This window comes from Roseobacter sp. YIN89 (genome assembly GCF_057219365.1).
The window spans coordinates 343,874-369,839 of the sequence record NZ_JBXVVD010000001.1; the positions used below are offsets into that span (position 1 = coordinate 343,874).

28 protein-coding genes are annotated in these 25,966 nt (G+C 59.7%); 20 read left to right on the forward strand and 8 right to left on the reverse strand.

Going from position 1 to position 25,966, the window contains the following annotated elements; all coding sequences use genetic code 11:
* Window positions 1–100 precede the first annotated feature (100 nt).
* Window positions 101–799 (forward strand): M48 family metallopeptidase, encoded by a 699-nt coding sequence (locus AC2D8V_RS01720; RefSeq protein ID WP_484731785.1) that lies wholly within the window; start codon window positions 101–103, stop codon window positions 797–799.
* Window positions 800–829: 30 nt separating this feature from the next.
* A complete protein-coding gene (locus AC2D8V_RS01725) occupies window positions 830–1,480 on the forward strand; it encodes a GntR family transcriptional regulator (protein WP_484731786.1) in 651 nt (216 codons plus the stop codon).
* Between the two features lie 97 nt (window positions 1,481–1,577).
* Here the strand turns inward: AC2D8V_RS01725 and AC2D8V_RS01730 are convergent, their stop codons facing one another.
* Both AC2D8V_RS01730 and AC2D8V_RS01735 read right to left on the reverse strand, forming a co-directional pair.
* Window positions 1,578–2,540, reverse strand: coding sequence for an acetyl-CoA carboxylase carboxyltransferase subunit alpha (locus AC2D8V_RS01730; RefSeq protein ID WP_484731787.1), 963 nt, complete (start codon window positions 2,538–2,540; stop codon window positions 1,578–1,580).
* Window positions 2,541–2,600: 60 nt separating this feature from the next.
* The gene (locus AC2D8V_RS01735) at window positions 2,601–3,197 is read right to left on the reverse strand and encodes a LysE family translocator (protein ID WP_484731788.1); all 597 of its coding nucleotides are present in this window, start codon (window positions 3,195–3,197) and stop codon (window positions 2,601–2,603) included.
* A 72-nt stretch (window positions 3,198–3,269) separates the two neighbouring features.
* Here AC2D8V_RS01735 and AC2D8V_RS01740 point away from each other — a divergent pair, with 72 nt between their 5' ends.
* A complete protein-coding gene (locus tag AC2D8V_RS01740) occupies window positions 3,270–3,722 on the forward strand; it encodes an Lrp/AsnC family transcriptional regulator (protein ID WP_484731789.1) in 453 nt (150 codons plus the stop codon).
* A 64-nt stretch (window positions 3,723–3,786) separates the two neighbouring features.
* Here AC2D8V_RS01740 and AC2D8V_RS01745 read toward each other — a convergent pair whose 3' ends face one another.
* Window positions 3,787–4,251, reverse strand: coding sequence for a DUF302 domain-containing protein (locus tag AC2D8V_RS01745; protein ID WP_484731790.1), 465 nt, complete (start codon window positions 4,249–4,251; stop codon window positions 3,787–3,789).
* 68 nt (window positions 4,252–4,319) lie between these two features.
* Window positions 4,320–5,276: an L-malyl-CoA/beta-methylmalyl-CoA lyase gene (locus AC2D8V_RS01750; RefSeq protein WP_484731791.1), complete on the reverse strand. Its 957-nt coding sequence runs from the start codon at window positions 5,274–5,276 to the stop codon at window positions 4,320–4,322.
* A 250-nt stretch (window positions 5,277–5,526) separates the two neighbouring features.
* On the opposite strand from AC2D8V_RS01750, the gene dgcN reads away from it, so the two are divergent.
* The 5 genes from dgcN to AC2D8V_RS01775 all read left to right on the forward strand — a co-directional run bounded on the left by dgcN (window position 5,527) and on the right by AC2D8V_RS01775 (window position 10,274).
* Window positions 5,527–6,528: an N-acetyltransferase DgcN gene (dgcN, locus tag AC2D8V_RS01755; RefSeq protein ID WP_484731792.1), complete on the forward strand. Its 1,002-nt coding sequence runs from the start codon at window positions 5,527–5,529 to the stop codon at window positions 6,526–6,528.
* 62 nt (window positions 6,529–6,590) lie between these two features.
* Window positions 6,591–7,556: an N-acetyl-D-Glu racemase DgcA gene (dgcA, locus tag AC2D8V_RS01760; protein ID WP_484731793.1), complete on the forward strand. Its 966-nt coding sequence runs from the start codon at window positions 6,591–6,593 to the stop codon at window positions 7,554–7,556.
* Window positions 7,557–7,694: 138 nt separating this feature from the next.
* On the forward strand, window positions 7,695–8,555 hold the full coding sequence (locus tag AC2D8V_RS01765; RefSeq protein WP_484731794.1) for a D-amino-acid transaminase: 861 nt from the start codon (window positions 7,695–7,697) through the stop codon (window positions 8,553–8,555).
* A 151-nt stretch (window positions 8,556–8,706) separates the two neighbouring features.
* Complete coding sequence (locus tag AC2D8V_RS01770; protein ID WP_484731795.1) at window positions 8,707–9,159, forward strand: MaoC family dehydratase; 453 nt, start codon at window positions 8,707–8,709, stop codon at window positions 9,157–9,159.
* 107 nt (window positions 9,160–9,266) lie between these two features.
* The gene (locus tag AC2D8V_RS01775; protein ID WP_484731796.1) at window positions 9,267–10,274 is read left to right on the forward strand and encodes a sterol desaturase family protein; all 1,008 of its coding nucleotides are present in this window, start codon (window positions 9,267–9,269) and stop codon (window positions 10,272–10,274) included.
* A gap of 15 nt (window positions 10,275–10,289) precedes the next feature.
* On the opposite strand, the gene AC2D8V_RS01780 is transcribed toward AC2D8V_RS01775, so the two are convergent.
* On the reverse strand, window positions 10,290–10,601 hold the full coding sequence (locus AC2D8V_RS01780) for a DUF1244 domain-containing protein (protein ID WP_484731797.1): 312 nt from the start codon (window positions 10,599–10,601) through the stop codon (window positions 10,290–10,292).
* Window positions 10,602–10,824: 223 nt separating this feature from the next.
* Here AC2D8V_RS01780 and pyk point away from each other — a divergent pair, with 223 nt between their 5' ends.
* Together pyk and AC2D8V_RS01790 are read left to right on the forward strand one after the other, a co-directional pair.
* The gene (pyk, locus tag AC2D8V_RS01785; RefSeq protein WP_484731798.1) at window positions 10,825–12,273 is read left to right on the forward strand and encodes a pyruvate kinase; all 1,449 of its coding nucleotides are present in this window, start codon (window positions 10,825–10,827) and stop codon (window positions 12,271–12,273) included.
* Window positions 12,274–12,405: 132 nt separating this feature from the next.
* Window positions 12,406–13,176 (forward strand): Crp/Fnr family transcriptional regulator, encoded by a 771-nt coding sequence (locus tag AC2D8V_RS01790; protein ID WP_484731799.1) that lies wholly within the window; start codon window positions 12,406–12,408, stop codon window positions 13,174–13,176.
* Window positions 13,177–13,186: 10 nt separating this feature from the next.
* On the opposite strand, the gene AC2D8V_RS01795 is transcribed toward AC2D8V_RS01790, so the two are convergent.
* Window positions 13,187–13,777 (reverse strand): sugar O-acetyltransferase, encoded by a 591-nt coding sequence (locus AC2D8V_RS01795; protein ID WP_484731800.1) that lies wholly within the window; start codon window positions 13,775–13,777, stop codon window positions 13,187–13,189.
* Between the two features lie 237 nt (window positions 13,778–14,014).
* Here AC2D8V_RS01795 and rpmI point away from each other — a divergent pair, with 237 nt between their 5' ends.
* From rpmI to AC2D8V_RS01835, 8 genes are all read left to right on the forward strand, one after another.
* Window positions 14,015–14,215 (forward strand): 50S ribosomal protein L35, encoded by a 201-nt coding sequence (gene rpmI, locus AC2D8V_RS01800; RefSeq protein ID WP_011567296.1) that lies wholly within the window; start codon window positions 14,015–14,017, stop codon window positions 14,213–14,215.
* Window positions 14,216–14,238: 23 nt separating this feature from the next.
* The gene (rplT, locus tag AC2D8V_RS01805) at window positions 14,239–14,601 is read left to right on the forward strand and encodes a 50S ribosomal protein L20 (RefSeq protein WP_484731801.1); all 363 of its coding nucleotides are present in this window, start codon (window positions 14,239–14,241) and stop codon (window positions 14,599–14,601) included.
* Between the two features lie 47 nt (window positions 14,602–14,648).
* Window positions 14,649–15,263 carry a GFA family protein gene (locus tag AC2D8V_RS01810; RefSeq protein ID WP_484731802.1) on the forward strand — a complete coding sequence of 205 codons (615 nt, stop codon included), beginning with the start codon at window positions 14,649–14,651 and terminating at the stop codon, window positions 15,261–15,263.
* Window positions 15,264–15,372: 109 nt separating this feature from the next.
* Window positions 15,373–16,446, forward strand: a complete 1,074-nt coding sequence (gene pheS / locus AC2D8V_RS01815) for a phenylalanine--tRNA ligase subunit alpha (RefSeq protein ID WP_484731803.1) — start codon at window positions 15,373–15,375, stop codon at window positions 16,444–16,446.
* A 5-nt stretch (window positions 16,447–16,451) separates the two neighbouring features.
* Window positions 16,452–17,243 (forward strand): type 1 glutamine amidotransferase, encoded by a 792-nt coding sequence (locus AC2D8V_RS01820; protein ID WP_484731804.1) that lies wholly within the window; start codon window positions 16,452–16,454, stop codon window positions 17,241–17,243.
* A gap of 36 nt (window positions 17,244–17,279) precedes the next feature.
* Window positions 17,280–18,086, forward strand: a complete 807-nt coding sequence (locus AC2D8V_RS01825; RefSeq protein ID WP_484731805.1) for a CE1 family esterase — start codon at window positions 17,280–17,282, stop codon at window positions 18,084–18,086.
* 77 nt (window positions 18,087–18,163) lie between these two features.
* On the forward strand, window positions 18,164–20,563 hold the full coding sequence (pheT, locus tag AC2D8V_RS01830) for a phenylalanine--tRNA ligase subunit beta (protein ID WP_484731806.1): 2,400 nt from the start codon (window positions 18,164–18,166) through the stop codon (window positions 20,561–20,563).
* 69 nt (window positions 20,564–20,632) lie between these two features.
* Window positions 20,633–21,082: a YtoQ family protein gene (locus tag AC2D8V_RS01835; protein WP_484731807.1), complete on the forward strand. Its 450-nt coding sequence runs from the start codon at window positions 20,633–20,635 to the stop codon at window positions 21,080–21,082.
* On the opposite strand, the gene AC2D8V_RS01840 is transcribed toward AC2D8V_RS01835, so the two are convergent.
* Window positions 21,083–21,784 (reverse strand): glutathione S-transferase family protein, encoded by a 702-nt coding sequence (locus AC2D8V_RS01840; RefSeq protein ID WP_484731808.1) that lies wholly within the window; start codon window positions 21,782–21,784, stop codon window positions 21,083–21,085.
* Window positions 21,785–21,919: 135 nt separating this feature from the next.
* Between AC2D8V_RS01840 and mscL the strand changes: the two genes are divergently transcribed.
* Window positions 21,920–22,345, forward strand: coding sequence for a large conductance mechanosensitive channel protein MscL (gene mscL, locus AC2D8V_RS01845; RefSeq protein ID WP_484731809.1), 426 nt, complete (start codon window positions 21,920–21,922; stop codon window positions 22,343–22,345).
* A 79-nt stretch (window positions 22,346–22,424) separates the two neighbouring features.
* Here the strand turns inward: mscL and AC2D8V_RS01850 are convergent, their stop codons facing one another.
* Window positions 22,425–23,738, reverse strand: coding sequence for a peptidoglycan-binding domain-containing protein (locus tag AC2D8V_RS01850; protein WP_484731810.1), 1,314 nt, complete (start codon window positions 23,736–23,738; stop codon window positions 22,425–22,427).
* Window positions 23,739–24,142: 404 nt separating this feature from the next.
* On the opposite strand from AC2D8V_RS01850, the gene AC2D8V_RS01855 reads away from it, so the two are divergent.
* Window positions 24,143–25,954, forward strand: a complete 1,812-nt coding sequence (locus AC2D8V_RS01855) for a trypsin-like peptidase domain-containing protein (protein WP_484731811.1) — start codon at window positions 24,143–24,145, stop codon at window positions 25,952–25,954.
* Window positions 25,955–25,966: the final 12 nt, after the last annotated feature.

The following is a 25,966-nucleotide window of genomic DNA, read 5'->3' on the forward strand; positions in this document are numbered from 1 at the left end:
GTTCAGGTGTAGATGATTCAGGCCAACTGCCATATGACGGGAGTACTGTAAAGACCTGCTTCACACCACTTGCCCTGAAGGCGCATCCAGGACGACCCCCATGACACAGCATTTCCTGCCCGGAGAGCCCGATATCCCGCTTATATTGCGCCATTCCGCGCGGGCGCGGCGCATTTCGCTCAGGGTGTCCCAACTGGACGGGCGCGTAACGCTGACGCTGCCCAAGCGGGTCGCGCTCGACACGGCGCTTGATTTTGCCCGTGAGAAAGAGCCATGGATTCGCAAGCATCTCGCGTCCCGCGCCACAGATGTGCAGATCGAACTTGGCGTATGCATGCCTGTCGAAGGCCGGATGCTGCAACTGTCTGAGGGAACAGGCCGCAAAGTGACCATCACCGGCACGCAGCTTCATGTCCCCGGACCGTCCGAGCGCGTCGCCAAACGGCTTGAGGGATACCTCAAAGCTCTGGCCCGCGAACGTCTCGCCGCCGCCTCGGATCTCTACGCGTCGCGTCTGGGCAGAACCTACAGCGCACTGACATTGCGCGACACGCGCTCGCGCTGGGGGTCCTGTACGACACAGGGCCGGTTGATGTACTCGTGGCGGCTGGTGCTCGCGCCGCCCGATGTTCTGTCCTACGTGGCCGCGCATGAAGTTGCCCATCTTGCCCATATGGACCATTCACCGGCATTCTGGCGTACAGTGGTCGACATTTTCGGCGAATACGACCGACAGCGCGCATGGCTGCGCGGCGAAGGCAACGCGCTGCACCGCTATCGTTTTGTCGCACCGTCTTGACGGGCGTCGCGCTTGTGATCACAAAAGGCCATGATCCTGAATCAACGCCCCCCCGACGCAACCCCGGTCGCCCACGACAGAGTTTACCGTGCGCTGCGCACACGGATTATGCAGGGCGTGCTCGCCCCGGGCGAATCGCTCACCCTGCGCGGGATCGGTAAAAGCTTTGATGTCTCGATGACGCCCGCGCGCGAGGCCGTACGCAGGCTGGTGGCCGAGGGCGCGCTGACACTGTCGTCCTCGGGCCGGATATCGACACCGGAGCTCAGCAACGAGCGCATCGAAGAACTGGCCGCGCTGCGTGCCCTGATCGAAGTTGAACTGGCCAGCCGTGCCCTGCCCAGAGCGCATATGGCCCTGATTGAAAGGCTGCAGGCCATCAACACATCGGTGGCCGAAGCTGTCGCCCATCGCGACGCGGTCAGCTATATCCGCACCAACCTCGAATTTCACCGCACCCTCTATTTGCGTGCGCAGGCGCCGGCAATGCTGGCGATGGCGGAAACCGTCTGGCTGCAGATGGGCCCGACCATGCGCGCGCTTTATGGCAAGCTGCGCCGTACCGAGCCACCGCAATACCACAGGCTGATCATCGCCGCTTTGCGCGCAGGCGATGAACCCGGATTGCGGCTGGCTGTTCGCTCGGATGTTACACAAGGCCTGAGGATGCTCGCCAGCTGAGACCAGTGCGCGCTGCTCCCTGTGATCTTGCCAGATAAACTCCCGCCGGAGGCTCCCGCGATTTGGTCCTGTTCCGGCCGGCGGATCAAAGCGCCTGTCAGGCCGCCAGCCCCTTGCTGCCCAGATCAAGAAACTTGCGCCGCCGGTCCTGAACCAGCGCCGGGCCATCCTTGCCGTCCAGATCGGCCAGCATGCCCTCAATCGCCTTGCCAACCGCATCAATCGCAGCCGGCGCATCACGGTGCGCGCCGCCCAGAGGCTCGGGAATGATCCGATCAATGACCCCCAGTTGCTTGAGGTCCTGTGCGGTCAGGCGCAAGGCTTCTGCAGCCTCGCGCATCTTTTCGGCATCCTTCCACAGAATTGATGCGCACCCCTCAGGGCTGATGACGGAATAAACCGAATGCTCCAGCATCGCCACGCGATTGGCGGTCGCAAAGGCCACAGCGCCGCCCGAGCCACCCTCGCCGATGACGACGGACACCAGTGGCACGCCAATCTGCAGACACTTCTCCGTTGACCGCGCAATCGCTTCCGACTGCCCGCGCTCCTCGGCCCCTTTACCGGGATAGGCGCCGGGCGTGTCCACAAGGGTAATGACGGGCAGGCCGAACCGATCCGCCATATCCATAAGCCGGATCGCCTTGCGGTACCCTTCCGGGCGCGCCATGCCGAAATTCCGTTCGATCCTGCTTTTGGTGTCGTTGCCCTTCTCGTGACCGATCACCATGACCGGACGGTCGTTGAATCGCGCCAAGCCGCCCATCACGGCGTGATCGTCGGCAAAGTTCCGGTCACCGGCAAGCGGCGTATATTCCTTGAAAAGCCTGTCAATGTAGTGCTGGCAATGGGGGCGCTCGGGATGGCGCGCGACCTGACACTTGCGCCACGGCGACAGTGATTTGTACAGGTCCTCCAGCAATGCACTGGCTTTCGCATCCAGTGCCGAGGCCTCTTGCGTGACATCCATGTCCTCGTTGGCACGCGCCATTGCGCGTAACTCTTCCGCCTTGCCTTCGATCTCGGCCAGAGGTTTTTCGAAGTCCATGTATTGCGTCATCTGCCCACTCCGCTGTGTTGCCCCCTTATATGGCGGGCATTGACGCCCTTTGCAATCGCCTCACGCGGGCTGAAGCACCGGGTAGAGAGAGGCAATCAGCAGTACCGCCATGCTCCAGTTAAAGGCGCGCAGGCGCCCTGGATTGGTCAGCAGGCGCGACATTTGCTGCCCCAGAATGGTCCACAGGGTGATAGCGGGCAGGTTGACCGCACTGAAAACGCCTGCGACCAGAACGAAGGCGACAAGGGTGGCCTCGGTGGCGTAGACCGACAGCGCTGTGAGCGCCATGGCCCACGCCTTGGGGTTGACCCACTGAAAGGCTGCGGCCTGAACAAAAGTCAAAGGTGCGCCGCCTGCTTTGCCTGCAGCGGCGGGCGCTGCGCGCGCAATTTTCAGGGCCAACCAGCTCATATAGAGGACTGACAGAATTTTCAGAGCCATGTAACTGACCGGGAAAGCATCAAAAATCTGGATGAGGCCGAGCCCGACACCGATGATCATCACCCCGAAACCGATGGCGATCCCCAACATATGGGGCACGGATCTGGCAAAGCCGAAATTCGCACCGGACGCCATGAGCATGAGGTTATTGGGCCCCGGCGTGGCAGAGCTGACAAAGGCAAAGACGACAAGCGCCGAGAGTACATCAAGTTCCATGCGCAACAATTATATGAAATCGAGTGGTCATGCGTTGCAAATTTCCTCTTCTTGCGGATAAAATCACAACTTATGAGCAAGCTGGATAAAAAATCAGAGCAGATATTGCGCGAGCTGGAAAACAACGGGCGCATCAGCAACATCGAACTGGCCGAGCGGGTCGCGCTTTCGCCCTCGGCGTGTTTGCGCCGGGTGCAGGAGATGGAGCGTGCTGGCGTCATCAAGGGCTATCGCGCCGTGCTGGACAGATCGGCGGTGGGCGGTGGCTTTGTCGCCTATGTCGGGATCGGACTGGGAGAGCATGGAAAAGCCAGTCAGGAAGCTTTTGAAAAGGCCATCGCGCAGGCACCGGAAGTGCGCGAATGTCATAACGTCACAGGCACGATCGAGTATCTTTTACGGATCGAATGTGCAGATCTGCCGTCCTACAAGCATTTTCACACCGAGGTGCTGGGCGCACTCCCACAGGTCGTGACGATGACGTCCTACGTGGTGATGGGCTCGCCCAAGGATGCGCGCGCTTGAATTTGCAGCGTCGCGCCAGAGAATTTGTGCCTCCGGCGGGAGTTTATCTGGCAAAGTGAGAGAGCTATTGCGTGGCTGCTGCGGCGATGTCGGCGAAAATGACGTCGAGTTGCGCCGCTAGGTCTGCCAAGGGCTGCCCGCCTTCCTCTGCATAAGGCGCAAAGACGAAACTGGGGGTCTTGTAGGACAGGGTTGCGGCGCCCTCTGCGTTTTCGGTCACGTAGAACCGGATTGGCGCTTCGATCATGGCGGCGGTCGATGTGGCGAGGACCTTGACCGCGAAATCATTGTTGAAAACGCCCACCACTCTGTTTTCGGGGATGTTGATGCCGCGTTTGCGGGCAATGCCGGTCGGCCCGGCTTGTGTCACCACGCCCATGCGGTGTGCTTTCACCGCCGCTTTGAGATCGTCCAGCAGGGCAGCGTGGGCTTTGTCGGTCGGCAGTACCTGCCAGCCCGGGCGCGGCGTGACATCCGCGCCTAGCGGTGATGCGAAAACAAGGCAAAGCGCCAGGGCTGCGTGTCTCATGGTATGGCTCCTCAGCGGTTGCTGCGAACCCTGCCACGGACGCGTGCCTGCGCCAAATCACGGCTGCGTCAGCCGGAGATCATCTCTGATTGCCGCACGATGACTTCGGCCTGTTTGATGGAGGCGATGTCCACAAGGCGGCCCTTGTAGACAGTGGCGCCTTCCCCTTTTGCCTTTGCCTCTTCCATGGCTGCGAGGATTTCGCGCGCTTCGGCCACAGCGGCGTCGGATGGGGTGAACACCTCGTTGGCGATGGCGACCTGCTTGGGATGGATCGCCCATTTGCCGACCATGCCCAGCGTGGCGGAGCGGCGGGCTTGTGCGCGAAACCCTTCGTCATCCGAAAAGTCGCCAAAGGGGCCGTCCACGGGCAAGACGCCGTGGGTGCGGCATGCCGCGACAATGGCGGCCTGTGCCCAGTGCCACGGGTCTGACCAGTGTTTTTGGCCCTCGTGGATCATGTAATAGTTTTCCTGTGTGCCACCGATCCCCGTTGTTTGCATGCCCATGGAGGCGGCAAAGTCGGCCGCGCCCAAGCTCATGGCCTCGAGGCGGGGGGAGGCTGCTGCAATGTCTTCGACATGGGCGATGCCGGCTGCGGATTCGATGATCACCTCGAAGTTGATGCGCTTTGTGCGCCCTTTGGCGGCTTCGATCGCCGAGACAAGGGCGTCGACGGCGTAGATATCCGCCGCGCATCCCACCTTGGGAATCATGATCTGGTCAAGGCGGTCGCCGGCCTGTTCCAGCAGGTCGACCACGTCGCGATACCAGTACGGGGTATCGAGCCCGTTGATCCGGACCGACAGGGTTTTGGTCGCCCAGTCGATGGTGTTGATGGCGTCGATGATATTGGCGCGTGCGGTGTCCTTGTCGGAGGGTGCCACGCTGTCCTCGAGGTCGAGATTGATGACATCCGCTGCCGAGGCCGCCATTTTTTCGAAAATCGCCGGGCGCGAGCCGGGTCCGAAGAGTTGGCAGCGGTTGGGGCGGGCGGGGGCAGTGGGCTGGAGGCGAAAGCTCATAGGGCACCTTGGGTAATAAAATTGCGGTTGCGTTGCGTGTCTTGGTATTAAATTGCGCGAGATGCTGCAAGTGCATTTTGCATCTGCAGCATTCGATTCGAGGCGGATGTCTCCGTAGGGTGCGAGAAGCTTCGACATATATTCCAAGTCTTAGAATAATCTTGCAAGATTTGGTGCTTGGGCGGGGCATTCCGGATGTTGTTGCGCAAAAATCTGGTAAGACTGCGATGAAACAGACGGAGTGAGCACGATGATCCAGACACCTTACCTTTTGTTCCTCGGCGATGCGCCCGACCAGCTTGCTGCCAAGGTGGCTCAGGGCATCAAGGACTGGCGTCCGGAGAATGCGGTAGGGCAGTTTCGCCTGCCTGGATGTGGCGCGGACATGGGTCTGACGGATATGTCGCTGGAAGAGGGGCTTGCCGCCGGTGCCAAGACGCTTGTGATCGGGGTTGCAAACCGTGGCGGCGTTATCTCGGAGGAATGGCGGACAGTTTTGGTCAAGGCCTTGCAGTTGGGATATGATCTGGCTGCCGGACTGCACAACCTGTTGCGCAACGAAGATGCGCTGCAGGCGGCCTCGAAGGTGCATGGCGGCACCCTGCATGACGTGCGGGTGCCGACGGTGGCCTACCCGATTGCCAACGGCAAGAAGCGGTCGGGCAAGCGTGTGCTTGCCATCGGCACGGATTGTTCTTGTGGCAAGATGTATACGGCCATGTCGATGGATGCTGAAATGGTGAAGCGCGGTCTCAAATCGGATTTTCGCGCCACCGGGCAGACGGGCATTCTGATCACCGGCAAGGGCGTGCCGCTTGACGCGGTGATTGCGGATTTCATGGCCGGTGCGGTGGAATATCTGACACCCGACAACGACGACGATCACTGGGATCACATCGAGGGGCAGGGCAGTCTCTTTCACGTGTCCTACTCCGGTGTGACTATGGCGCTTATTCATGGCGGACAGCCCGATGCGCTTGTCCTGTGCCATGAGCCGACGCGGACACATATGCGCGGATTGCCCCATTACAAACTGCCAAGCCTTGAGACCCTGCGCGATACCGCCTTGCCCATTGCGCGTGTGGCGAATCCGGCCTGTCAGGTGGTGGGTGTTTCGGTCAACACCAAGGCGCTTGACGAGGCGGCGGCGCAGGCCTGTCTCAAGGAAATCGAGGATCGGATGGGGTTGCCTGCAACCGATCCTTTCCGTTTCGGGGCCGGCAAGCTTGTCGACGGGCTTTTGGCGATGTAGGGCCGCTTTGCGGCGATCCGTGCCTTCGGCGAGAGTTTATTTGGCAAAGTGAAAGAGCGATCATGCAGCTAGAGGTGACCCGCGATGTTTTCCGGTTGGCGCAGGTGTTTACGATCAGCAGGGGATCGCGGACAGAAGCGAAGGTTCTGACGGTCCATCTGCGCGATGGCGCGCATGCGGGCCGGGGGGAATGTGTGCCCTACGCCCGGTATGGCGAGACCTTGGAGAGTGTGGCGGAAGAGATCGCCGGTCTGCCCGCGGTGTTCGACCGCGCGATGCTTTATGATTTCTTGCCCGCCGGTGCCGCACGCAATGCGGTGGATTGTGCGTTGTGGGATCTGGAGGCCAAGCGGGCAGGCGCCCGCGCTTGGACGCTGGCGGGTTTGCCGCGCCCGGGCCCCGAGCTTACGGCCTATACCCTGTCATTGGCGTCGCCCGAGGAGATGGAGGCGCAGGCGCGGGTGCACGCGGCGCGGCCTTTGTTGAAGATCAAGTTGGGAACGCCGGATGACATGCCGCGGCTGGAGGCCGTCCGTCGTGGTGCGCCCAAGGCACGGATCATTGTGGACGCCAACGAGGGGTGGCGCGCCGAGGTCTATGCCGATCTTGCGCCGCATCTGCTGCGCCTTGGCGTTGATCTTGTCGAGCAGCCCTTGCCGGCGGGGGAGGACGATGCGTTGCTCGGCATGGACCGCCCTGTGCCCGTCTGTGCCGATGAAAGCTGCCACGACCGCGCCAGTCTGCCAGCGCTCAGGGGCAAATACGATGTGGTCAACATCAAGCTGGACAAGACAGGCGGGCTGACGGAAGCGTTGGCGCTGCGGGAGGCGGCGCTGGCTGAAGGCTACAAGGTTATGGTGGGTTGCATGGTCGGCTCCAGCCTTGCGATGGCGCCGGCGACGCTGGTTGCACAGGGGGCTGCGGTCACGGATCTTGATGGACCGTTATTGCTGGCTGAAGATCGTGACGTGCCATTGGTATTTGACGAACGCGGTGTGCACCCGCCCGACGCGGCCCTGTGGGGGTAGTTGCGCAGTGCCGGGTGGCGGGGTGCGATGCCGCAGGGGCTTCGCGCCATCTTGCGCAGGCTGGGTCGGGCGCAGTAGATGTCACGCAACATGGCGCTGTCCCCGCGGGGACAGATGCCCGCAACAAAGGAGAACGTGATGCGCACAGTCTATGTAAACGGTGACTACCTGCCGGAAAACGAGGCCACAGTCTCGATCTTTGACCGTGGGTTCCTGATGGCAGACGGCGTTTACGAGGTGACGTCCGTTCTGGGTGGCAAGCTCATCGATTTTGACGGGCATGCGGTGCGGCTGCAGCGTTCGCTGGACGCACTCGACATGGCGAGCCCCATTGGCAAGCAGGATTTGCTGGAAGTGCACCGCGAACTGGTGCGTGCCAACGGGATTGAGGAAGGTATGGTGTACCTTCAGATCACGCGCGGTGCGCCGGACGACCGTGATTTTGTGTTTCCCGACCCCGAAACCACGCCGCCCACGATCGTTCTGTTCACCCAGAACAAGCCCGGTCTTGCCGACAGCCCGGCTGCGAAAAAAGGCATGAAGGTCATCAGCATTGACGACATCCGTTGGGGACGCCGCGATATCAAGACGGTGCAGCTGCTTTATCCGTCCATGGGTAAGATGATGGCAAAAAAGGCCGGAGCGGACGACGCATGGATGATCGAAGACGGTTTCGTCACCGAAGGCACCAGCAACAACGCCTACATCGTGAAGGGTAACAAGATCATCACCCGCGCGTTGAGCAACGACATCCTGCATGGAATCACTCGCGCGGCGGTGCTGCGGTTTGCCAAGGAAGCCCAGATGGAGGTCGAGGAGCGCAATTTCACAATCGATGAGGCAAAACAGGCCGACGAGGCCTTTATTACCTCTGCCTCTACATTCGTGATGCCGGTGGTGCAGATTGACGAGGCTGTTCTGGGTGAAGGTATGCCGGGGCGTGTCGCGCCACGTCTGCGCGAAATCTACCTTGAGGAAAGCCTCAAAACCGCGGTCTGAGCCAAGACGCGTTGCGCCTGCCCCATGTTCTGACGCGGGGCAGGAAAATTGCCTAAGAAAACGTAACCGGTGCGTACGCTGGCCAGTTAGGCTGGAAAATCCGGCGGGCATGCGCAAGTGTTGCGCTCGCAGGGGAGCGGGGTACAGGGCAATGACGCTGGAAGAACTACAAAGTGCTGTCGGGAACGTTCTGGGCCAGTCGGACTGGGTGGAGATCAGCCCGCAGCGGATTGCCGGGTTTGCCGATGTTACCGAGGACTGGCAGGACATCCACCTTGACGCGCAAGCCGGGCGCGCTGCAGGATTTGACGGGCCGGTGGCACACGGATTTCTCAGCCTGTCGCTGCTGTCCAAGATGTCTTATGACGTGCTGCCGGAGATCGACGGGCAGACAGCTTCGATCAATTACGGGTTTGATCGACTGCGGTTCCTCGCCCCGGTGCCGAGCGGTGCGCGGGTGCGCGCCCGTTTTGTTTTGCAGGAGGCCGCGCCGCGCGGCACGCAGGCCACATCGCTCTTGCTGGATGTCACGATGGAGATCGAAGGGCAGGACAAACCCGCGCTGGCCGCGCTTTGGCGGGTCATGATCGTGCACGCAGGTTGACCGCTGATTGGTGCGTAGCTTGCCCCTTTTCACCCCGTTACGGCCCCATTGTTGACAGATTGCGATGATACCCCGGCACCAGATTGGGTTACGGAACAGTGGCGGCCATGGATACGATCATCGCGTATTTCCAGTATATCTGGGGCATATTCTTTAATATGAACGAGCGGTTCGCCGTCATCTACATCGGCTGTACCATTCTGATGGCCTATCTGGTCTGGCTTTACCGTGGCAAGCCTGAAAACTTTATCCGGTTTCTGGTGCCTGCCAAGGTCTACACGCACCGGTCAAACCTTCTCGACATCAAGATTTTCTTCATGATGCGGGCCATGGCGTTTTTTGGCCTGCTGAGTGCGGTATTCTTTCCCACAACAGTATCCTACACGCTGCTTGAATGGCTGTCCGGCACCCGGCCAGAGGGTTTCGAGCAGCCGCCGATCACCTGGCAGCGCAGCCTTGCGGCGACAGTCATCATCGTGATGGCGTCGGACTTTTGCAAATACTGGGCACACCGGATGCATCATGAGTGGAAGGTGCTGTGGCCGTTTCACGCCGTGCATCATTCGGCTGATGTTCTGACACCGCTGACCGTGCAACGTGTGCACCCTGTCGAGCCGATCATACGCAACATATTCATCACTGTTCTGGTCGGAATTATTCAGGGCGTGCTGCTTTTTGCCATGATCGGTCGCATTGATCTGGTGACCATTGGCGGGGCGAATGCGATGTATGTTCTGTTCAATGCTTTGGGCGCAAACCTGCGCCACAGCCACATCTGGCTGAGCTATGGCCGCGTGATGGAGCATATCTTTATCTCGCCCGCGCAGCATCAGATACACCATTCGGTGGCGATCAAGCACCACGACAAGAACTACGGGTCGATGTTCGCAATCTGGGACTGGATGTTCGGCACGCTGTATATCCCGGATGAGATGGAAGAGATCGTTTACGGGGTGTCCGACGGGACCGGCAAGCCGATACCGCAGCCTTACAACACGCTGACCGAATCCGTTTTCAAACCGTTCCGCGAGTCGGCTGATGCGATCAAAAAGCAACGCGCAGCGAAAGAAGCGCCCGAGTCCAAGACGGATACGCCCGTTACTCCAGCGGAATAACGGCGCCGTAGACCGTCATTCCTTGCCGACGTTTTCGGCAAAGCTCTTTTCAAAGGCTTTTTGCTGATCGCCTGTTGCCTCGGTCTGATAATTGGCTTTCCACTCATCCATTGTCATGCCGTAGAACAGTTCGCGCGCTTCCATCTTGTCCATCTCTATCCCGCGCTCGTTGGCGGCCTCTTGGTACCAGCGGCTCAGGCAATTCCGGCAAAAGCCTGTGAGATTCATCATGTCGATGTTCTGGACATCGGTGCGGTCTTCCATCAGGTGCTTTTGCAAACGGCGAAAAGCGGCGGCCTGAAGTTCGATTTCTGTCTGTGTGGGCATGGGCGTTTCCTTGTCAAAGCTTACCCAAGAGATTGTAATCCGCGCGCCGCGTGTCAACCGGTGTTTATTGTGGCGCGGAGGTCGCGGGAGGGCGGTGCGACAGTGCGGGCGGTTGCACGGACGTCGGGATTGATCCATAAGAACGCCAAATCCGTTAGCGATAACTGTGCTCGGGCAACAGGCCCTGTGTGCAGCACGACCGACAAAAGGGGACAGGTCAAATATGAGACGCAATCGTAACGTGAAAATCGTGGCAACGCTGGGGCCGGCATCAAGCGACTACGAGATGATCCGCAAGTTGCACGAGGCCGGCGCAGACGTGTTTCGGCTGAATATGAGCCACGGTAGCCACGCCGAGATCGCCGAACGGCATGCGATCATCCGCCAGATCGAAAAAGACACCGGCGGCAGCATCTGTATTTTGGCCGACCTGCAAGGCCCCAAGCTGCGCGTCGGCGTCTTCGCCAATGACGATGGCGAGATGCTTGAAGAAGGTGCTGCTTTCCGCATGGACCTTGATGACGCGCCCGGCGACGCGACCCGTGTGCAACTGCCCCATCCGGAAATCTTTGAAGCGCTGGAGCCAGGTGCAGCGCTTTTGGTGAACGACGGCAAGATCCGCCTGAAAGTCGTGGACTGCAGCGAAAACCACGCGAATTGCACAGTGATTGCGGGTGGGGTGATTTCCAACCGCAAGGGTGTGAACGTGCCCGATGTCGTGCTGCCGCTGGCAGCGCTGTCTGAGAAAGACCGCAAGGATCTGGAGTTTGTCTGCGAATTGGGTGTCGACTGGCTGGCGCTTTCCTTTGTGCAGCGCGCCGAGGACGTGCTGGAGGCTTCTGATCTGGCCAATGGCCGTGCTGCCATCTTGTCAAAGATCGAAAAGCCAGCCGCGGTGAATAATTTTGATGACATTCTCGAGCACAGTGACGGCATCATGGTCGCGCGTGGCGATCTCGGGGTCGAGCTTCCGGTTCAGAACGTGCCGCCGATTCAAAAGCGTCTGGTGCGCAAGTGCCGTGCCGCGGCCAAGCCCGTGATCGTGGCGACCCAGATGATGGAAAGCATGATCGAGAGCCCGATGCCGACCCGTGCCGAGGTCTCTGACGTGGCTACCGCGATCTACGAGGGAGCGGACGCGGTCATGTTGTCGGCTGAATCTGCGGCGGGCGCTTATCCGGTCGAGGCCGTCACCACCATGGACAATGTGGCCACCGAGGTAGAGCAGGACCCGACCTACCGCCAGATCATCGAATCCTCGCGGGAGGCCAAGGGCTCTTCGATCGCGGACGGGATCGTCTCTGCCGCGCGCGAGATCGCCGAGACCACCGAGATCAAGGCTATTTGCTGTTTCAGCCAGAGCGGTACGACAGCCGCGCTGACGGCGCGTGAGCGTCCGCGCGTTCCGATCATCGTGATGACGTCTCGCGAGCGCACGGCGCGCCGCCTGACCCTGAGTTGGGGATGCAACTGCGTCATCGTCGATGAGCTTGAACGGTTCAAGCAGGCCGTCGTAAATTCAGCCCGCGCGGCGACGCGTCAGGGCTACGCGGACAAGCAGGACAAGATCGTGGTCACGGCGGGCGTGCCGTTCAACGTTCCGGGGTCCACGAACATTCTGCGCGTGGCACCTTGTGATGAGAGATTGATTTTCAATACAGATCCGGAGTGATCTGGCCGCAAAAATCTTTTTGAGATCAGTGCCGTCCCTTGAATGTCAGGGGGCGGCACTACGAATTTTTGGAACCTTTGATCCGACTGCCTTGTTTAATCTGTGACACTCATTAACGAGGTTTAAAAGATCATGTCTGTTACGATTGACAGCAAAGAAACAAGCGCAGTCAGCCTTAGCCTTGCTGCGACAGGCCGGCTGAATGCCGAAGAGCAGTCGTTGGTAGAGCGCGTGCAGACCGATGTGCGCCAGCTGAAACCGGGCGAATACCTGCAGCGCGAGGGCGAACGGGTATCAGATTGCTATTTTGTGCGCGACGGCTGGTTGATCCGGCGGCGCGAAGGCGTTGACGGCGCGCGCTATGCCACAAATGTCTTTCTTCCCGGTGACGTCTTTGCCATGCATCTGGGTTTCCGCCGCAAAGCGCTTTTCGACATCGTGGCCACTACCGAAGCCGAAGTATCCATCGTTGATTTCAATGACCTTCAGGCGATTGCGCAGATGTCAGATAACATCGGCAATGCGCTCGACTGGAATTCGGCCCGCTCCTTTCACATCGCCAGCGAACATCTCATCAACAATATGGCGCTGCCGGCCCAGCAACGTGTGTTGCACCTGCTGCTGGAACTGTGGTGCCGACTGATGGCTGTTGGGCAGGCCTCCGACACGTCCTTCACGCTGCCGTTACGGCAAGAGGTGCTCGGGCAGTTGCTGGGCCTGACCAATGTCACCATAAGCAAGGCGTTTTCGACGCTGCGCCGTGAAAATATCCTGACCTACGACAAGAACCGCGTGGTCACGTTCCGCGATGTGGAAGACAGTATAGAGTATTGCGATTTTGACCCTGCCTTCCTTGAGCTGTTTCAGCCGCACGGCACCCTCAGCCTGTCGGAATATACCTGAGCATCCGGCGTTACCGGTGATCGCTCAGGGCGCGCACGACGGTACAGGGTGTGCCCAGCGCCAGGACATCTGCCGGGATATCGCGGGAAACGATACTGCCTGCCCCGATGACTGAATTGTCGCCGATGGTGACACCGGGCAGGACCACGCAGTGCGCGCCGATCCAAACATTGGAGCCGATGTGGATGGGCGCATTTTGTTGGTACGCCGCGCGGCGCAGCGCCGGGTCCAGCGGATGCCCTGCTGTGGCCAGAGTGACGTTCGGGCCAAACATCGTGTCGTCCCCGATGTATATATGCGTGTCGTCAACAAGCGTCAGATTGAAGTTGGCGTAAACCCGGTTTCCAAGATGGGTGTGGCAACCCCAATTTGCCTGAAACGGAATTTCAACAAAGCAGCCTTCGCCAACCTCGGCAAAGATGTCTCTCAGCAGCGCCTGTCGCTTTTCAAGATCAGAGGGGCGCGTGTGGTTGTAGTCAAAGATGCGATCAGCCAGCATCATTTGTTCCTGCACCAGCGCAGGATCGTTGTATTGGTAAAGGTCGCCGCCATGCATCTTGTCTTTCACTGTCCTGCTGCCTTTCATGTCCTGCGTTGCCACGAGGCGATACTAAAGCTCTTTCATCTTGCCTGACAAACTCCGGGGTCCGGGGCAGCGCCCCGGGTGCACGGAACAGGCGCCGCACGGCCGATCGTTGATGTGGCACGCATGGTCGTTTGCCTGGCTTTTTGCTTGCCATGGGCACAGCTTTCCCCTAGAGAGCGGCTTCATTCGCGCGGCCGGCCAGTATGGCATGCCGAGTCGCGCCAAAGACCGATCTGAAAAGAGGAGACGGAAATGCCTAAGATGAAGACCAAATCGAGCGCTAAAAAGCGCTTTAAGGTGACTGCCACAGGCAAGGTCATCGGCGGCCAGGCGGGGAAACGCCACGGCATGATCAAGCGGACAAAGAAGTTTATCCGCGACGCACGCGGCACAACGGTTCTGTCCGAGCCCGATGCAAAGATCATCAAGGGCTTTATGCCCTACGACCGCTAATCCAAGCCTGAGAGGATACTACTATGAGCCGTGTTAAAGGTGGAACAGTCACCCACGCCCGCCACAAGAAGGTCATCAAGGCCGCCAAAGGCTATTATGGCCGTCGCAAAAACACCTTCAAGGTCGCGCGTCAGGCGGTCGACAAGGCCAACCAATACGCCACACGTGACCGTAAGAACCGCAAGCGCAATTTCCGCGCGCTGTGGATCCAGCGGATCAACGCTGCAGTACGCAGCCATGACGAAGCACTGACATACAGCCGCTTCATCAACGGCCTGAACCTGGCTGGTGTTGAAGTTGACCGCAAGGTTCTCGCAGATCTCGCCGTGAACGAGCCCGAAGCATTCGGTGCCATTGTCAAACAGGCACAAGACGCGCTGGCATAAGCCGGATCGCTTGAGATTTCCGAAAGCCGCCCCCAAGGGGGCGGCTTTTGCGTTTGTATCTTGGTGTTGTGCAAACCGCGCGCAGTGCCTTGCATTATACCCATCAAGCCGTGCATGCAGACACAAAGACGGGGCTGTGCTATTGCGGTTTCATGGCCGAGAATGACGAAAATGCCAGTGGCGGATGCCTATGCGGCGCGGTCCGGTTTTGTGTGAGCGCCGAGCCTTACTACGTTGCGGTGTGCGCGTGCACGTTCTGCCAGCGGATCACAGGGTCTGACTATAACGTCGAGAGCATGTTTCGGGTCGCTCAGTTCAAACTGACAGAGGGCCAAACGCAGACTTACACCCATCTTTCTCAAGGCAGTGGCCACCCTGTGCACATTCACTTTTGCGCGCGCTGCGGCACCTCGCTGTTTCTGCGGCCAGATCGATTTCCGGATTGTGTTGGGGTCTTTTCCGGTGTGTTTGATGATCCAAACTGGTTTCAGCGTGACACGGAAACCGTCGGCTATTTTTTCACGTCCGAAGCGCCGCGCGGCATGGTGATCCCTGCGGATTTTGACACTTATCCTGGTCATGCCAAAGCCTTGGACGGGTCCGAAAACACACCTGCGCGCCACGCGCATAGCTTTATGGTCGGCGCCAAGCGCCAGCAATAGCCGCCGGCCCCGCTTTTGTTGCCTGCTGAATCCGGCTTCTGACCGCCTGCCGCCTTGTCATCGCGCGCAGGTCTGCTAGGACGTCTGCAAGACAAAGGGACGTGCGACTATGGACGAGCTGAAGCAGAAATACCTTTCCCAGATTGCCGATGCGCGTGATGAGGATACGCTCGAAGCCATCCGGCTTGCTGCCGTTGGCAAGAAGGGCGAGGTGGCGCTGAAAATGCGCGAACTGGGCAAGATGACGCCCGAAGAACGTCAGGTCGCGGGGCCTGCACTCAACGCGCTGAAGGACGAGATCAATTCGGCACTGGGCGCGAAAAAGGCAGCCCTTGCCGATGCCGCGCTTGATGCGCGGTTGCGCGACGAATGGCTTGATGTGAGCTTGCCGGGCCGCAGACGCCGCTCCGGCACGATCCATCCGGTCAGTCAGGTAACCGAGGAAGTCACCGCGATCTTTGCCGAGATGGGGTTTTCCGTGGCCGAAGGGCCACGCATCGATACCGACTGGTACAATTTCGACGCGCTGAACATTCCCGGTCACCACCCGGCCCGTGCCGAAATGGATACGTTCTACATGCACCGTGCCGAAGGCGACGACCGTCCGCCGCATGTGCTGCGCACCCACACCAGCCCGGTCCAGATCCGGACCATGGAGGCGCAGGGCGCGCCCTTGCGCATTATCTGCCCCGGCGGAGTATACCGCGCGGATTATGACCAGACCCATACGCCGATGTTCCATCAGGTCGAGGGCCTTGCCATCGACAAGGACATCTCGATGGCAAATCTGAAATGGGTGCTTGAAGAATTCTTTGCCGCGTTCTTCGAGGTAGACGGCATCAAGACACGCTTCCGCGCCTCGCACTTCCCCTTTACCGAGCCGTCCGCTGAAGTTGACATTCAGTGCAGCTGGGTCGACGGGCAGTTGCGGATCGGCGAGGGCGACGACTGGCTGGAAGTTCTGGGATCCGGCATGGTGCACCCGAAAGTGCTGAAAGCGGGTGGGATTGATCCCGATGAATGGCAGGGCTTTGCCTTTGGCATGGGGATCGACCGGATCGCGATGCTGAAATACGGCATTCCAGACTTGCGGGCCTTTTTCGATTCAGATCTGCGCTGGTTGCGTCATTACGGCTTTGCAAGTCTTGACCAACCGACGCTGCATGCGGGTCTGAGCCGCTGACCTCGATGCGCGTTCTGGTCGTCGACAGTGAGACAGCCGACATTAACGCGCGAAACCGTGCGGCCGTCGGGTATTCGACTGGCGAGGGGTACGCGCAGGCTCTGCGGGACTGCGTGCCCGATGTAGAGTGCGATATTATCGAGCCCTACCAAGGCGACACCGTCCCTGATCTGTTGGCCTATGACGGGGCTGCCTTTACCGGGTCGGGGGTCGATTGGAGCACTGACGATGCCAAGGCGGCACCGCTGGCGCGTGTCATGGAGGCCTGCTTTGCCGCCGGACTGCCAACGGTCGGGTCCTGTAACGGGATGCAGCTTGCCGCAACGGTTCTGGGGGGCAGCAACCGCGCCTCTCCGAACGGGCGGGAAGACGGGTTGGCACGGGATATCCGGCTGACGGTCGCGGGCCGGACACATGCTTTTATGGCCGGACGTGAAGACGGCTTTGCTGTACCGTGCGTGCATCGCGACGAGGTCGCGCGTTTGCCTCAGGGTGCTGTGTTGCTGGCAGAGAACGACCACAGCCCGGTACAGGCTTTCGCCGTGGATAGCGGCGGCGTGCGCTTTTGGGGCGTTCAGTACCATCCGGAATATACGCTGCCCTTTATTGCGGGCCGCGCGCGCGCTTGGCAACGCGTCAGCGAGGCAGTGGCAGCAGATATTGAAGTGGCGGACCACGACGCAGCGGCGGTGGCGCGTCTTGGCGTTCGGCAGACGGATCTGCAGTCGGCTGCCCGCCTCTCGGAATTGCGAAACTGGCTGGTCAACCTGCGTGCAGACACCGTCGCGCATACGTGAAGTGACAGGGTGCACGGCGTGCTGCAGTGTGCGGCAATGCGACGCCTGATCCTGTTGTTCTTTCTGTTCTTTCTGGCGGTACCCGCAGCAGCGGTGGGCCCGGCGCAGGCAGCGTGCGGATTTGATGTGCCCTGCCAGATTGACGCGCGCAGTTATCACGTACTTGTCCCTGATGGATGGGATGGAGAGACGCCATTGCCTGTCCTTTTCCACTTTCACGGTTGGCAGCGGCAGGGGTCGCTGATTGTCCGCCATCAGCGCATTGCCTCGGCGACGCGCAAACGCGGTGTGTTGCTGGTGGCGCCGAACGGCGCGCGCCGGACGTGGGACTTTTGGCGCGCGGGCACGTCCGATGTGTCGTTTGCCCGCAGTGTGCTTGAAGAGATAAAATCGGCCTACCCCGTGGACGATACGCGTGTCTATGTTTCGGGGTATTCATGGGGCAGCAACATGGCGTGGCGTTTCGTCTGCGAAGATGGGGCGGATGTGGCAGCCTTGCTGGCCATATCAGGCACGTTGTCCCAGACCGAAAGCTGTACCACCGCACCTGGTCAGGTGCGGCAGGTCTATGGGCTGGCCGACCCTGTCCTCGAGTTCCCCTACGGCCCGGACGGGGAAACCGCGTATGCGGTCAAGCTTTGGCGCGACAAGCTGCGTTGCGGTGCAGGCGTTGATGAAGGGCCGTGGCAGGCGCGCGACTGGCTAACCTTTGAGCGCACCGCGTGGGATTGCGAGACAGGTGAAGTGCGGCTTGACCTGCATCCGGGTGGACACTTCATCCCGCACGGCTGGATCGCACGGCAACTGGATGAGTTGCTTGGATTGCCGTTCAGCTACCCGTAAGGGCGAGCTTTGACTTTTCCCCGGCCAAGCTTTGGTCTATCAGGGCGCAAGTTCAAACCAAAGCCCGGGGCACCCCCATGAAATTCACTCTCTCCTGGTTGAAAGACCACCTTGAGACCACTGCATCGCTGGATGAAATCCTGTATGCGCTGACCGATCTTGGCCTGGAAGTGGAGGGCGTTGAGGACCGGGGCGCAAAGCTGCGTGATTTTACCATCGGCTATGTGAAATCGGCCGAAAAACATCCCGATGCGGACCGGCTGCGGGTCTGTCAGGTCGAAACCGACGAAGGTGTAAAGCAGATCATCTGCGGGGCGCCGAACGCGCGCGAAGGCATCACCGTCGTGGTGGCGAAACCGGGTGTGTACGTTCCCGGCATCGACACCACCATCGGAGTTGGCAAAATCCGCGGTATCGAAAGCTTTGGCATGATGGCATCAGAGCGTGAGATGGAGCTGTCAGACGAACATGACGGGATTATCGAGCTGCCGTCCGGTGAAGTGGGTCAGTCTTTTGTGGACTGGCTGGCGCAGAATGACCCGGCGAAGGTTGATCCGGTCATCGAAATCGCAATTACGCCAAACCGCCCCGATGCGCTTGGGGTGCGCGGCATTGCTCGTGATCTTGCGGCCCGGGGTTTGGGCAAGTTGAAAAAGCGCGATACGGACGCGGTCGAAGGGACTTTCCCGTGCCCAATCAGCGTAACAATCGAAGCGGACACGCTGGATCAGTGCCCTGTGTTCTTTGGCCGGGTCATTCGTGGCGTCAAGAACGGCCCAAGCCCGGCGTGGCTTCAGGATGCGCTGCGTGCGATCGGATTGCGGCCGATCTCGTTTCTCGTCGATGTTACCAACTTCTTTACCTACGATCGCAATCGCCCGCTGCACGTTTTCGACGTGGACAAAATCCATGGCGACACCCTGCGGGTACACCGTGCCAAGGGTGGCGAGACGATGCTGGCTCTGGATGAAAAGGAATACACCTTTGAAGAAGGTATGACCTTGATTTCTGACGCCAATGGTGTGGAAAGCATTGGCGGCGTCATGGGCGGGGCGGCGTCTGGGTGCACAGACGAGACCACGAATGTCTTCATCGAAGCGGCCTATTTCGACCCGATCCGTACCGCCTATACCGGGCGTGCGCTCAAGATCAATTCGGATGCGCGCTATCGATTTGAACGCGGCATTGATCCGGCGTGGACGCCGTATGGCATCGAACATGCGACGCGAATGATCCTTGATCATGCCGGAGGCGAAGCCTCTGAGGTGATTGTGGCGGGACAAATCCCTGATACCAGCAGGGCATACAAGTTGGACGCCGCGCGGGTGCAGTCGTTGGTGGGTATGGATATCCCCGAAAGCGAGCAGCGCCAGACGCTGACGTCCTTGGGTTTCATCCTCGAGGGGAATATGGCCCATGTGCCGAGTTGGCGGCCTGATGTACAGGGTGAAGCGGACTTGGTCGAAGAGGTGGCGCGCGTGGCCTCGCTGACGCAGTTGAAAGGGATTCCGCTGCCGCGCATTACCGAAGGTGTGTCGCGTCCTGTGTTGTTGCCGCTGCAACGGCGAGAGGCGATTGCGCGGCGTACGGCGGCAGCGCTTGGCTACAATGAATGCGTCACCTACAGCTTTATTGATTCCAAGTCAGCCGCGCTGTTTGGTGGCGGAGACGATGCGACCAAGCTTGAAAACCCGATTAGCAGCGACATGAGCCACATGCGCCCTGCGTTGTTGCCGGGCCTGTTGCAGGCGGCGGCGCGCAATCAGGCGCGGGGCTTTGCAGACATGGCCCTTTTCGAGGTGGGCCCTGCCTTTCACGGCGGTGAGCCCGGGGAGCAGCATCTGCTGATATCGGGGCTGTTGATTGGGCGGACCGGCCCTAAGGACGTGCACGGCGAAATGCGCCCTGTCGATGTCTATGACGTGAAGGCCGATGCAGAGGCTGTGCTGGCAGCGATTGGCGCGCCTGCGAAGGTTCAGATCATGCGCGGCGCCGCAGATTGGTGGCACCCAGGGCGCCACGGAAAAATCTGTCTGGGTCCGAAAAAGGTGCTTGGCGTATTTGGCGAGATACACCCCAAGATTCTCAAGGAAATGGACGTCAAAGGCCCTGCAATGGGGTTCACCATCTGGCCTGCAGAAGTGCCCCAGCCGCGTAAAGCAGGAACAACCCGGGCTGCGTTGCGGATCAGTGACCTGCAGGCGGTCGAACGTGATTTTGCCTTTGTGGTGGATGAAGATGTCGAGGCTCTGGCCCTGATCAACGCGGCCATGGGCGCGGATAAGGCGCTGATCGAGGACGTTCGTATTTTTGACGAATTCATCGGCGGTGCAGTAGGTGAGGGCAAGAAATCACTTGCGCTGACCGTGCGCATGCAGCCGGTCGAACAGACGCTGAAGGAAAAAGACATCGAGGCGGTGAGCGCCAAAGTTGTCGAAAAGGTCACAAAGGCCACCGGCGGCGTGTTACGTGGATAAACGCGGCGGTCGCGGGACAACTGCGACCCGAGGCCTATGTTTTCCGCAAAGAACTGCAAGGGGACCGTTATGGCATTGAAAATTTATCTTTCCGGAGAAATCCACACAGACTGGCGCGAACAGATCATCGAAGGCGCCGCCGGTCTTGATGTGACGTTTGACAGCCCCGTGACCGATCACGCGGCAAGCGACGACTGCGGTGTTGCGATCCTTGGGGCCGAAGACAACAAGTACTGGCACGACCACAAGGGCGCGATGGTCAATGCTATTCGCACACGCAAGGGTATCGCCGATGCAGACGTTGTCGTGGTCCGGTTCGGCGAAAAGTACAAGCAGTGGAACGCCGCATTCGATGCAGGCTATGCTTCGGCCTTGGGCAAGTCGGTAATCATTTTGCACGGGCCTGACCATGCCCATGCGCTGAAAGAAGTAGATGCCGCGGCACTGGCAGTCGCCGAAGAGCCGCGGCAGGTTGTCGAAATTTTGCGCTATGTCTTGACCGGCAAGCTGCCCGGATAATCAACCTTCGCGCGGGGGAATGTTTCGGCCCTTTTGAACTGCGGGCCGGGCGAGAAAGCGCTGCTCGTAGGCGGCGACATTCTTGAAGTCAGCATACCCCACCGCGTCTTTTGCGCCATAGAAATCAAGCGCCGTCACCCATGGTGCGATGGCGATATCGGCAATGGAAAAGTCACCTGCGATCCATTCCTTGCCTTCAAGCGCACCATCCAGAACGGACAACAGACGCTTTGCTTCGTTGATGTAGCGTTCCTGCGGGCGTTTGTCTTCGTACTCCGACCCCGCAAACTTGTAGAAGAATCCAAGTTGGCCGAACATCGGCCCCATCCCGCCCATCTGAAACATGACCCACTGGATGATGCGCGCCTTTTCCGCCGCGGTTGATCCGATCAGCTTGTCCGATTTTTCGGCCAGATAAATCAGAATTGCACCGCTCTCAAACAGTTCCAGCGCCTGTCCGTCGGGGCCGTTTGGGTCGATGATGGCGGGAATTTTATTGTTTGGATTCAATGACAGGAATTCGGGGCTTTTGACATCGGCATCCGCAAGGGTGACCCGATGCGGTTCGTAAGGAATGCCCATTTCCTCTAGGGCAATCGATACTTTGACCCCATTGGGGGTTGGAAAACTGTAAAGCTGCAAGACTGACGGGTCTTCGGCAGGCCATTTGCTGTTGATGGGGTGGGATGTCACATACGACACGGGCTTCTCCTTACGCGTTATGCGTCACACATATGCAATTTTCCCCCTAAAAACAGGGCCGTCTTTGCGCATTGGTGTGTTAACAGGCGCACAACCGGCGACAGGACCGGGGAAAATCATCTAGGCGAGGGAACCATGCTGAACGAATTTAAGAACTTCATTGCCAAGGGCAATGTTATGGACATGGCGGTCGGGATCATAATCGGTGCCGCATTTACCGCGATTGTCGCATCGCTTGTGGCCGATCTGGTCAACCCATTCATTGCACTCTTTACCGGCGGAATTGATTTTTCCGGTTGGTTCTATGCGCTGGACGGCAACGAATACGCCTCTGTCGATGCGGCCACCGAAGCGGGTGCGCCGGTCTTTGCCATTGGCAAATTCGTGATGGCCGTCATTAATTTTCTCATCATCGCCTTTGTGGTGTTTCTGCTGGTCCGGATGGTAAACCGCATCAAAGAAGAAGCGACACCCAAGGTTGAAGAGGAAGAAGCGGCTCCAGCCGGCCCAACCGAGTTGGAAGTCCTTCTGGAAATCCGGGATTCACTGAAAAAGACGTAACGCCAGTTACCCAAAAAAACGGCCCGCCAGTTCAGACTGGCGGGCCTTTTTCATGTGATGTGGTGCCGCCGTTCTGACGTCAGTTATTTCCCAGGTTCAAAGCGGGAAGGGAAATTCCGCCACCGCTTGCTGCCTGTTGTGGCGCCGCTGGACCAGACAGCGATGCCTGGATGATGGCGTTGCGCTCTGCGGACTTGCTCGGCACGAATACCGGTGCGGCACCCTGCTGCATCGCATCAAGTGCGGTTTGGTACCAGCCGTTGGCGGCGCCCGGTGTGCGTGTTGTGCCAAAGCCCCAGCGCAAGTGGTGCCCCATGACTTCGGCGTAGGGCATTTGGCCTGTAGACAGAAGCACGGTTGCACCGCCTAGGGCCATTTTCGCGTCGTCCTGCCGATAGCCAAGGCCCATGCAAATCTGACCGTATGCCGTAGCCGTTGTCGTGTCGTTGTTGAACAGGCCGTTTGCAATCTGTTGCGCTGACGTTGCTACCAGCTTTACGTCCTGCGTGCCGATCTGGTTGGTTGCAGGTGCCATTGCATCCGCAATTTGAGTACAGGAGGCAGCAAGCTGGTCTTCGGTTTGGCGTGCTGCGGAAAGTAACGACTGGCTTTGGGTGATCGCGTAGGTGCGGGCCTCGCAGAATTGTTCGCCCAGCGCTTGTTCGGGGTCGGTGACGTTGTTTGGCAGCACGCGCCCTTGGTTCGCTTCGGATATGCCTGTCACGAGATCACAATGGCTCGCCATGGAGGTGGGCGCTTGCCCAAGTGACAGGTCAAGCGGCGCAAAACTTGCTGGCGGTTGCGCCGGTTGGGTCGCCACCGGAACGCTGTTAAAGCCGCCGTTGTTTGCGTTGTTGTTCTGCCCCTCAAAGCCAGCGGATTGCACACCCGCGTTGTTCTGGCGATAGCGGTTCGCGTAATTCGGGTCTTGGAATGCCTTGAGCAGACCGCGCGTCCCTTCGTTTGCCACGACTTCCGGATAGGCCGCGCCACCGCCTGCCTGCAGCCGCTGGTTGGCTGAGACAAGGTTGCCGCGTTGGTAATCCTCAAGATAGCCGGTGGGCTGGTAGCCCATGTACGCCTGATAATTTGAAATCGCAGCCCGCGAGCGGCGTCCCAGTTGGCCATCAACCGCGCCTGCATCAAAGCCAAAGCTGTTGAGCGCGGATTGCACTTCGCGGTTTTGCTGGCGTTGATAGCTGTTCAGGCTGGAACTGCGTGTGACGGTGCGGGTCTGCTTTTGCTGGCGGTTTTTGTTCACCTGATGGTTTACAATTGCACCGACAGCCGCACCAACGGCAAAGGCGCCAAGGTTGGAGTCTGCGTTGGCAGCTGAAGAAGAAATAACCAGCGCCGCTGCCAGTGCTGCTGAGATGGAGTTGCGCTTTTTCATACTATTTCTCCACAAGATAGTGACCCAAGGTTGCAAGGAGTAAACCAGATTCGGCTATGGCCTGCACTGTTTTTCTGGGAATCTGGCGCAGAAGTGAAGAACGCCGGACGCGAATTCAGGCAAAGGATTGCCGCTTTTCCACGTATTCGTGCGATGCTGGCCCATCCCACCAAGGCTTTTGCCTTATCTGCGCGAAATCAATCACGTAAGGGTCAGACAGGATGATTGACGCGCATTTTTGAATGCCGTTTACTCGACCGCAGAGTATCGGGGACGACGGGCGGTGGGCTGCAATCTGCGCGAAACCGCAGTGTGCAGCAGCGAACGTTCTAGACCGGCATGTCTCGCATTGAACCTTGGGGATGAGCAGCCAGGCCTGCCCCGCAACCACTTCGGAGCGCTCCATGGCCGAGCAATTTCTGACCAAATCGCGGATTGATCTGGCGCGCTGCGCGCGGGTGGGTGACGAAGCCGCAATCGACCAGTTCGACGCCTTGTACGCGCTTCTGGCCGAACGCGCCGGTCCCGAGACAGCGAAGATTTTTGCCGAGCCGCTGGTCAGCAAGGGCAATGACCGCGCCGCAGCGACCGTTTCGTGGTACAGCGACCGGGCAGGCCAAGGCGTGCCGCTGTCCAAGCTTGATGCCGGTGCGCAAAAAGAGATGTCGGGTCTGCTCAGAGAGCGGCTGGCGCCGTTGGCGGATTTGCTCACGGACCCCGAAGCGGGCCCCTTGGTTGGCGCTGCGCTGCATGTGCCAAGCCCATCTGATGTCTTGGCGGTCGATGGCTGTCCGGTCATCATCAACTGGGGCATGCTGCCGGACACAGGCGCGCAGGACGCCGCCGCGCGGGCAGAACAATACGCGCGTACGCTGGGGCGGTATCTGCCGCTTGACGGTGCACCACCCTTGCGCAGCGAGGAACGCGCTTCGCTTGCGGATCAAAAGATTGCGGCTGCGGCCACGGCTGCAACGATCGCAGCTGCTACCGCGCCGCTGGCAGCTTCGGCTGCGCCAAGTGCCGCGGACCCGCGTGCCGCTGCATCCCGCAGCGCTGATGGTGAAAACGCGCCTCCTCACCCACCATCCACCGTCGCGTCCGGTGGCAACGGTGGTATACCCCCTGTCGCTTGGGTGCCGCTTGTCTTGCTGCTGTTGTTGTTCGGGGGTGCTCTGGCGTGGCTCTTGGTGCCCGGCAACCGCATCTTTGCCGATGACGGGGCCCAGCCGGTCATTTCGGATGCCTCTGCGGTGCAAGCTGCGCGAGACATCAATGAAGCCCTCGAAGCACGTCTTGCCGAGCTGGACGCCGCCCTTGAAGGCGCAGTTTGTCGTGCGGATGGCACGTTGCTGATGCCTGACGGGCTGACGATCGAAGGCTTGCTGCCACCAGACTTTGCCATGGGTGAAGAGCAGGCCGGTCAGGTTGTCGCCGGCAACAGCACGCCGGTTCTGCCGCCTGCACCGGAACGCGTGGTGGTCCCGGATGCGACCGGGCAGATCACCGATACCGCAAGCCTTTTGCGGCACATAGACGACCGCACCGCGATGGTGCTTGCCGGGTCATTGGAAGGTATGGGCACCGGTACCGGTTTTTTCATCGGCCCCGATCTGCTGGTCACAAATTATCACGTAATCCAGCGCTCGACGCCGGAAAACATCTACGTGACGAACAAGGCGATGGGCGGGCTGAAGCGCGTGGAAATCATCAAAACGCTGGGGCCGATGCGCGATGTCGGAGCGGATTTTGCCCTTTTGCGTGTGTTGGATGTCGAGGCACCGTTCTACACATTGCGCCAAAGCGACGAGTCCATGCGATTGCAATCGGTAATTGCTGCCGGCTACCCGGGTGATTTGTTGCGCACCGATGCGGCTTTTGACGCGCTGCGACGCGGTAACCTCTCGGCAGTGCCTGAGCTGACAGTGACCGATGGCACCGTGAATGCCGAGCAAGCCCTGTCAGTGGCTACGAATGCGGTGGTGCATTCGGCCCCGATCTCGAAAGGAAACTCCGGCGGGCCACTCATGGACATGTGCGGCAGGCTTGTGGGGGTAAATACCTTTGTTGTTCAGGGACCGATGCGGAACCTCAATTTTGCGCTGGCAACAACGGACCTGATCGCGTTTCTGGCCGGCACCCCTGCCGAGCCTGTGCTGTCAGCGGAGAGTTGCACGCCGATGGTGGCACGCCCTGCGCCTGCTGCGCTCGAACGGTAGCGGGCCGCGCGG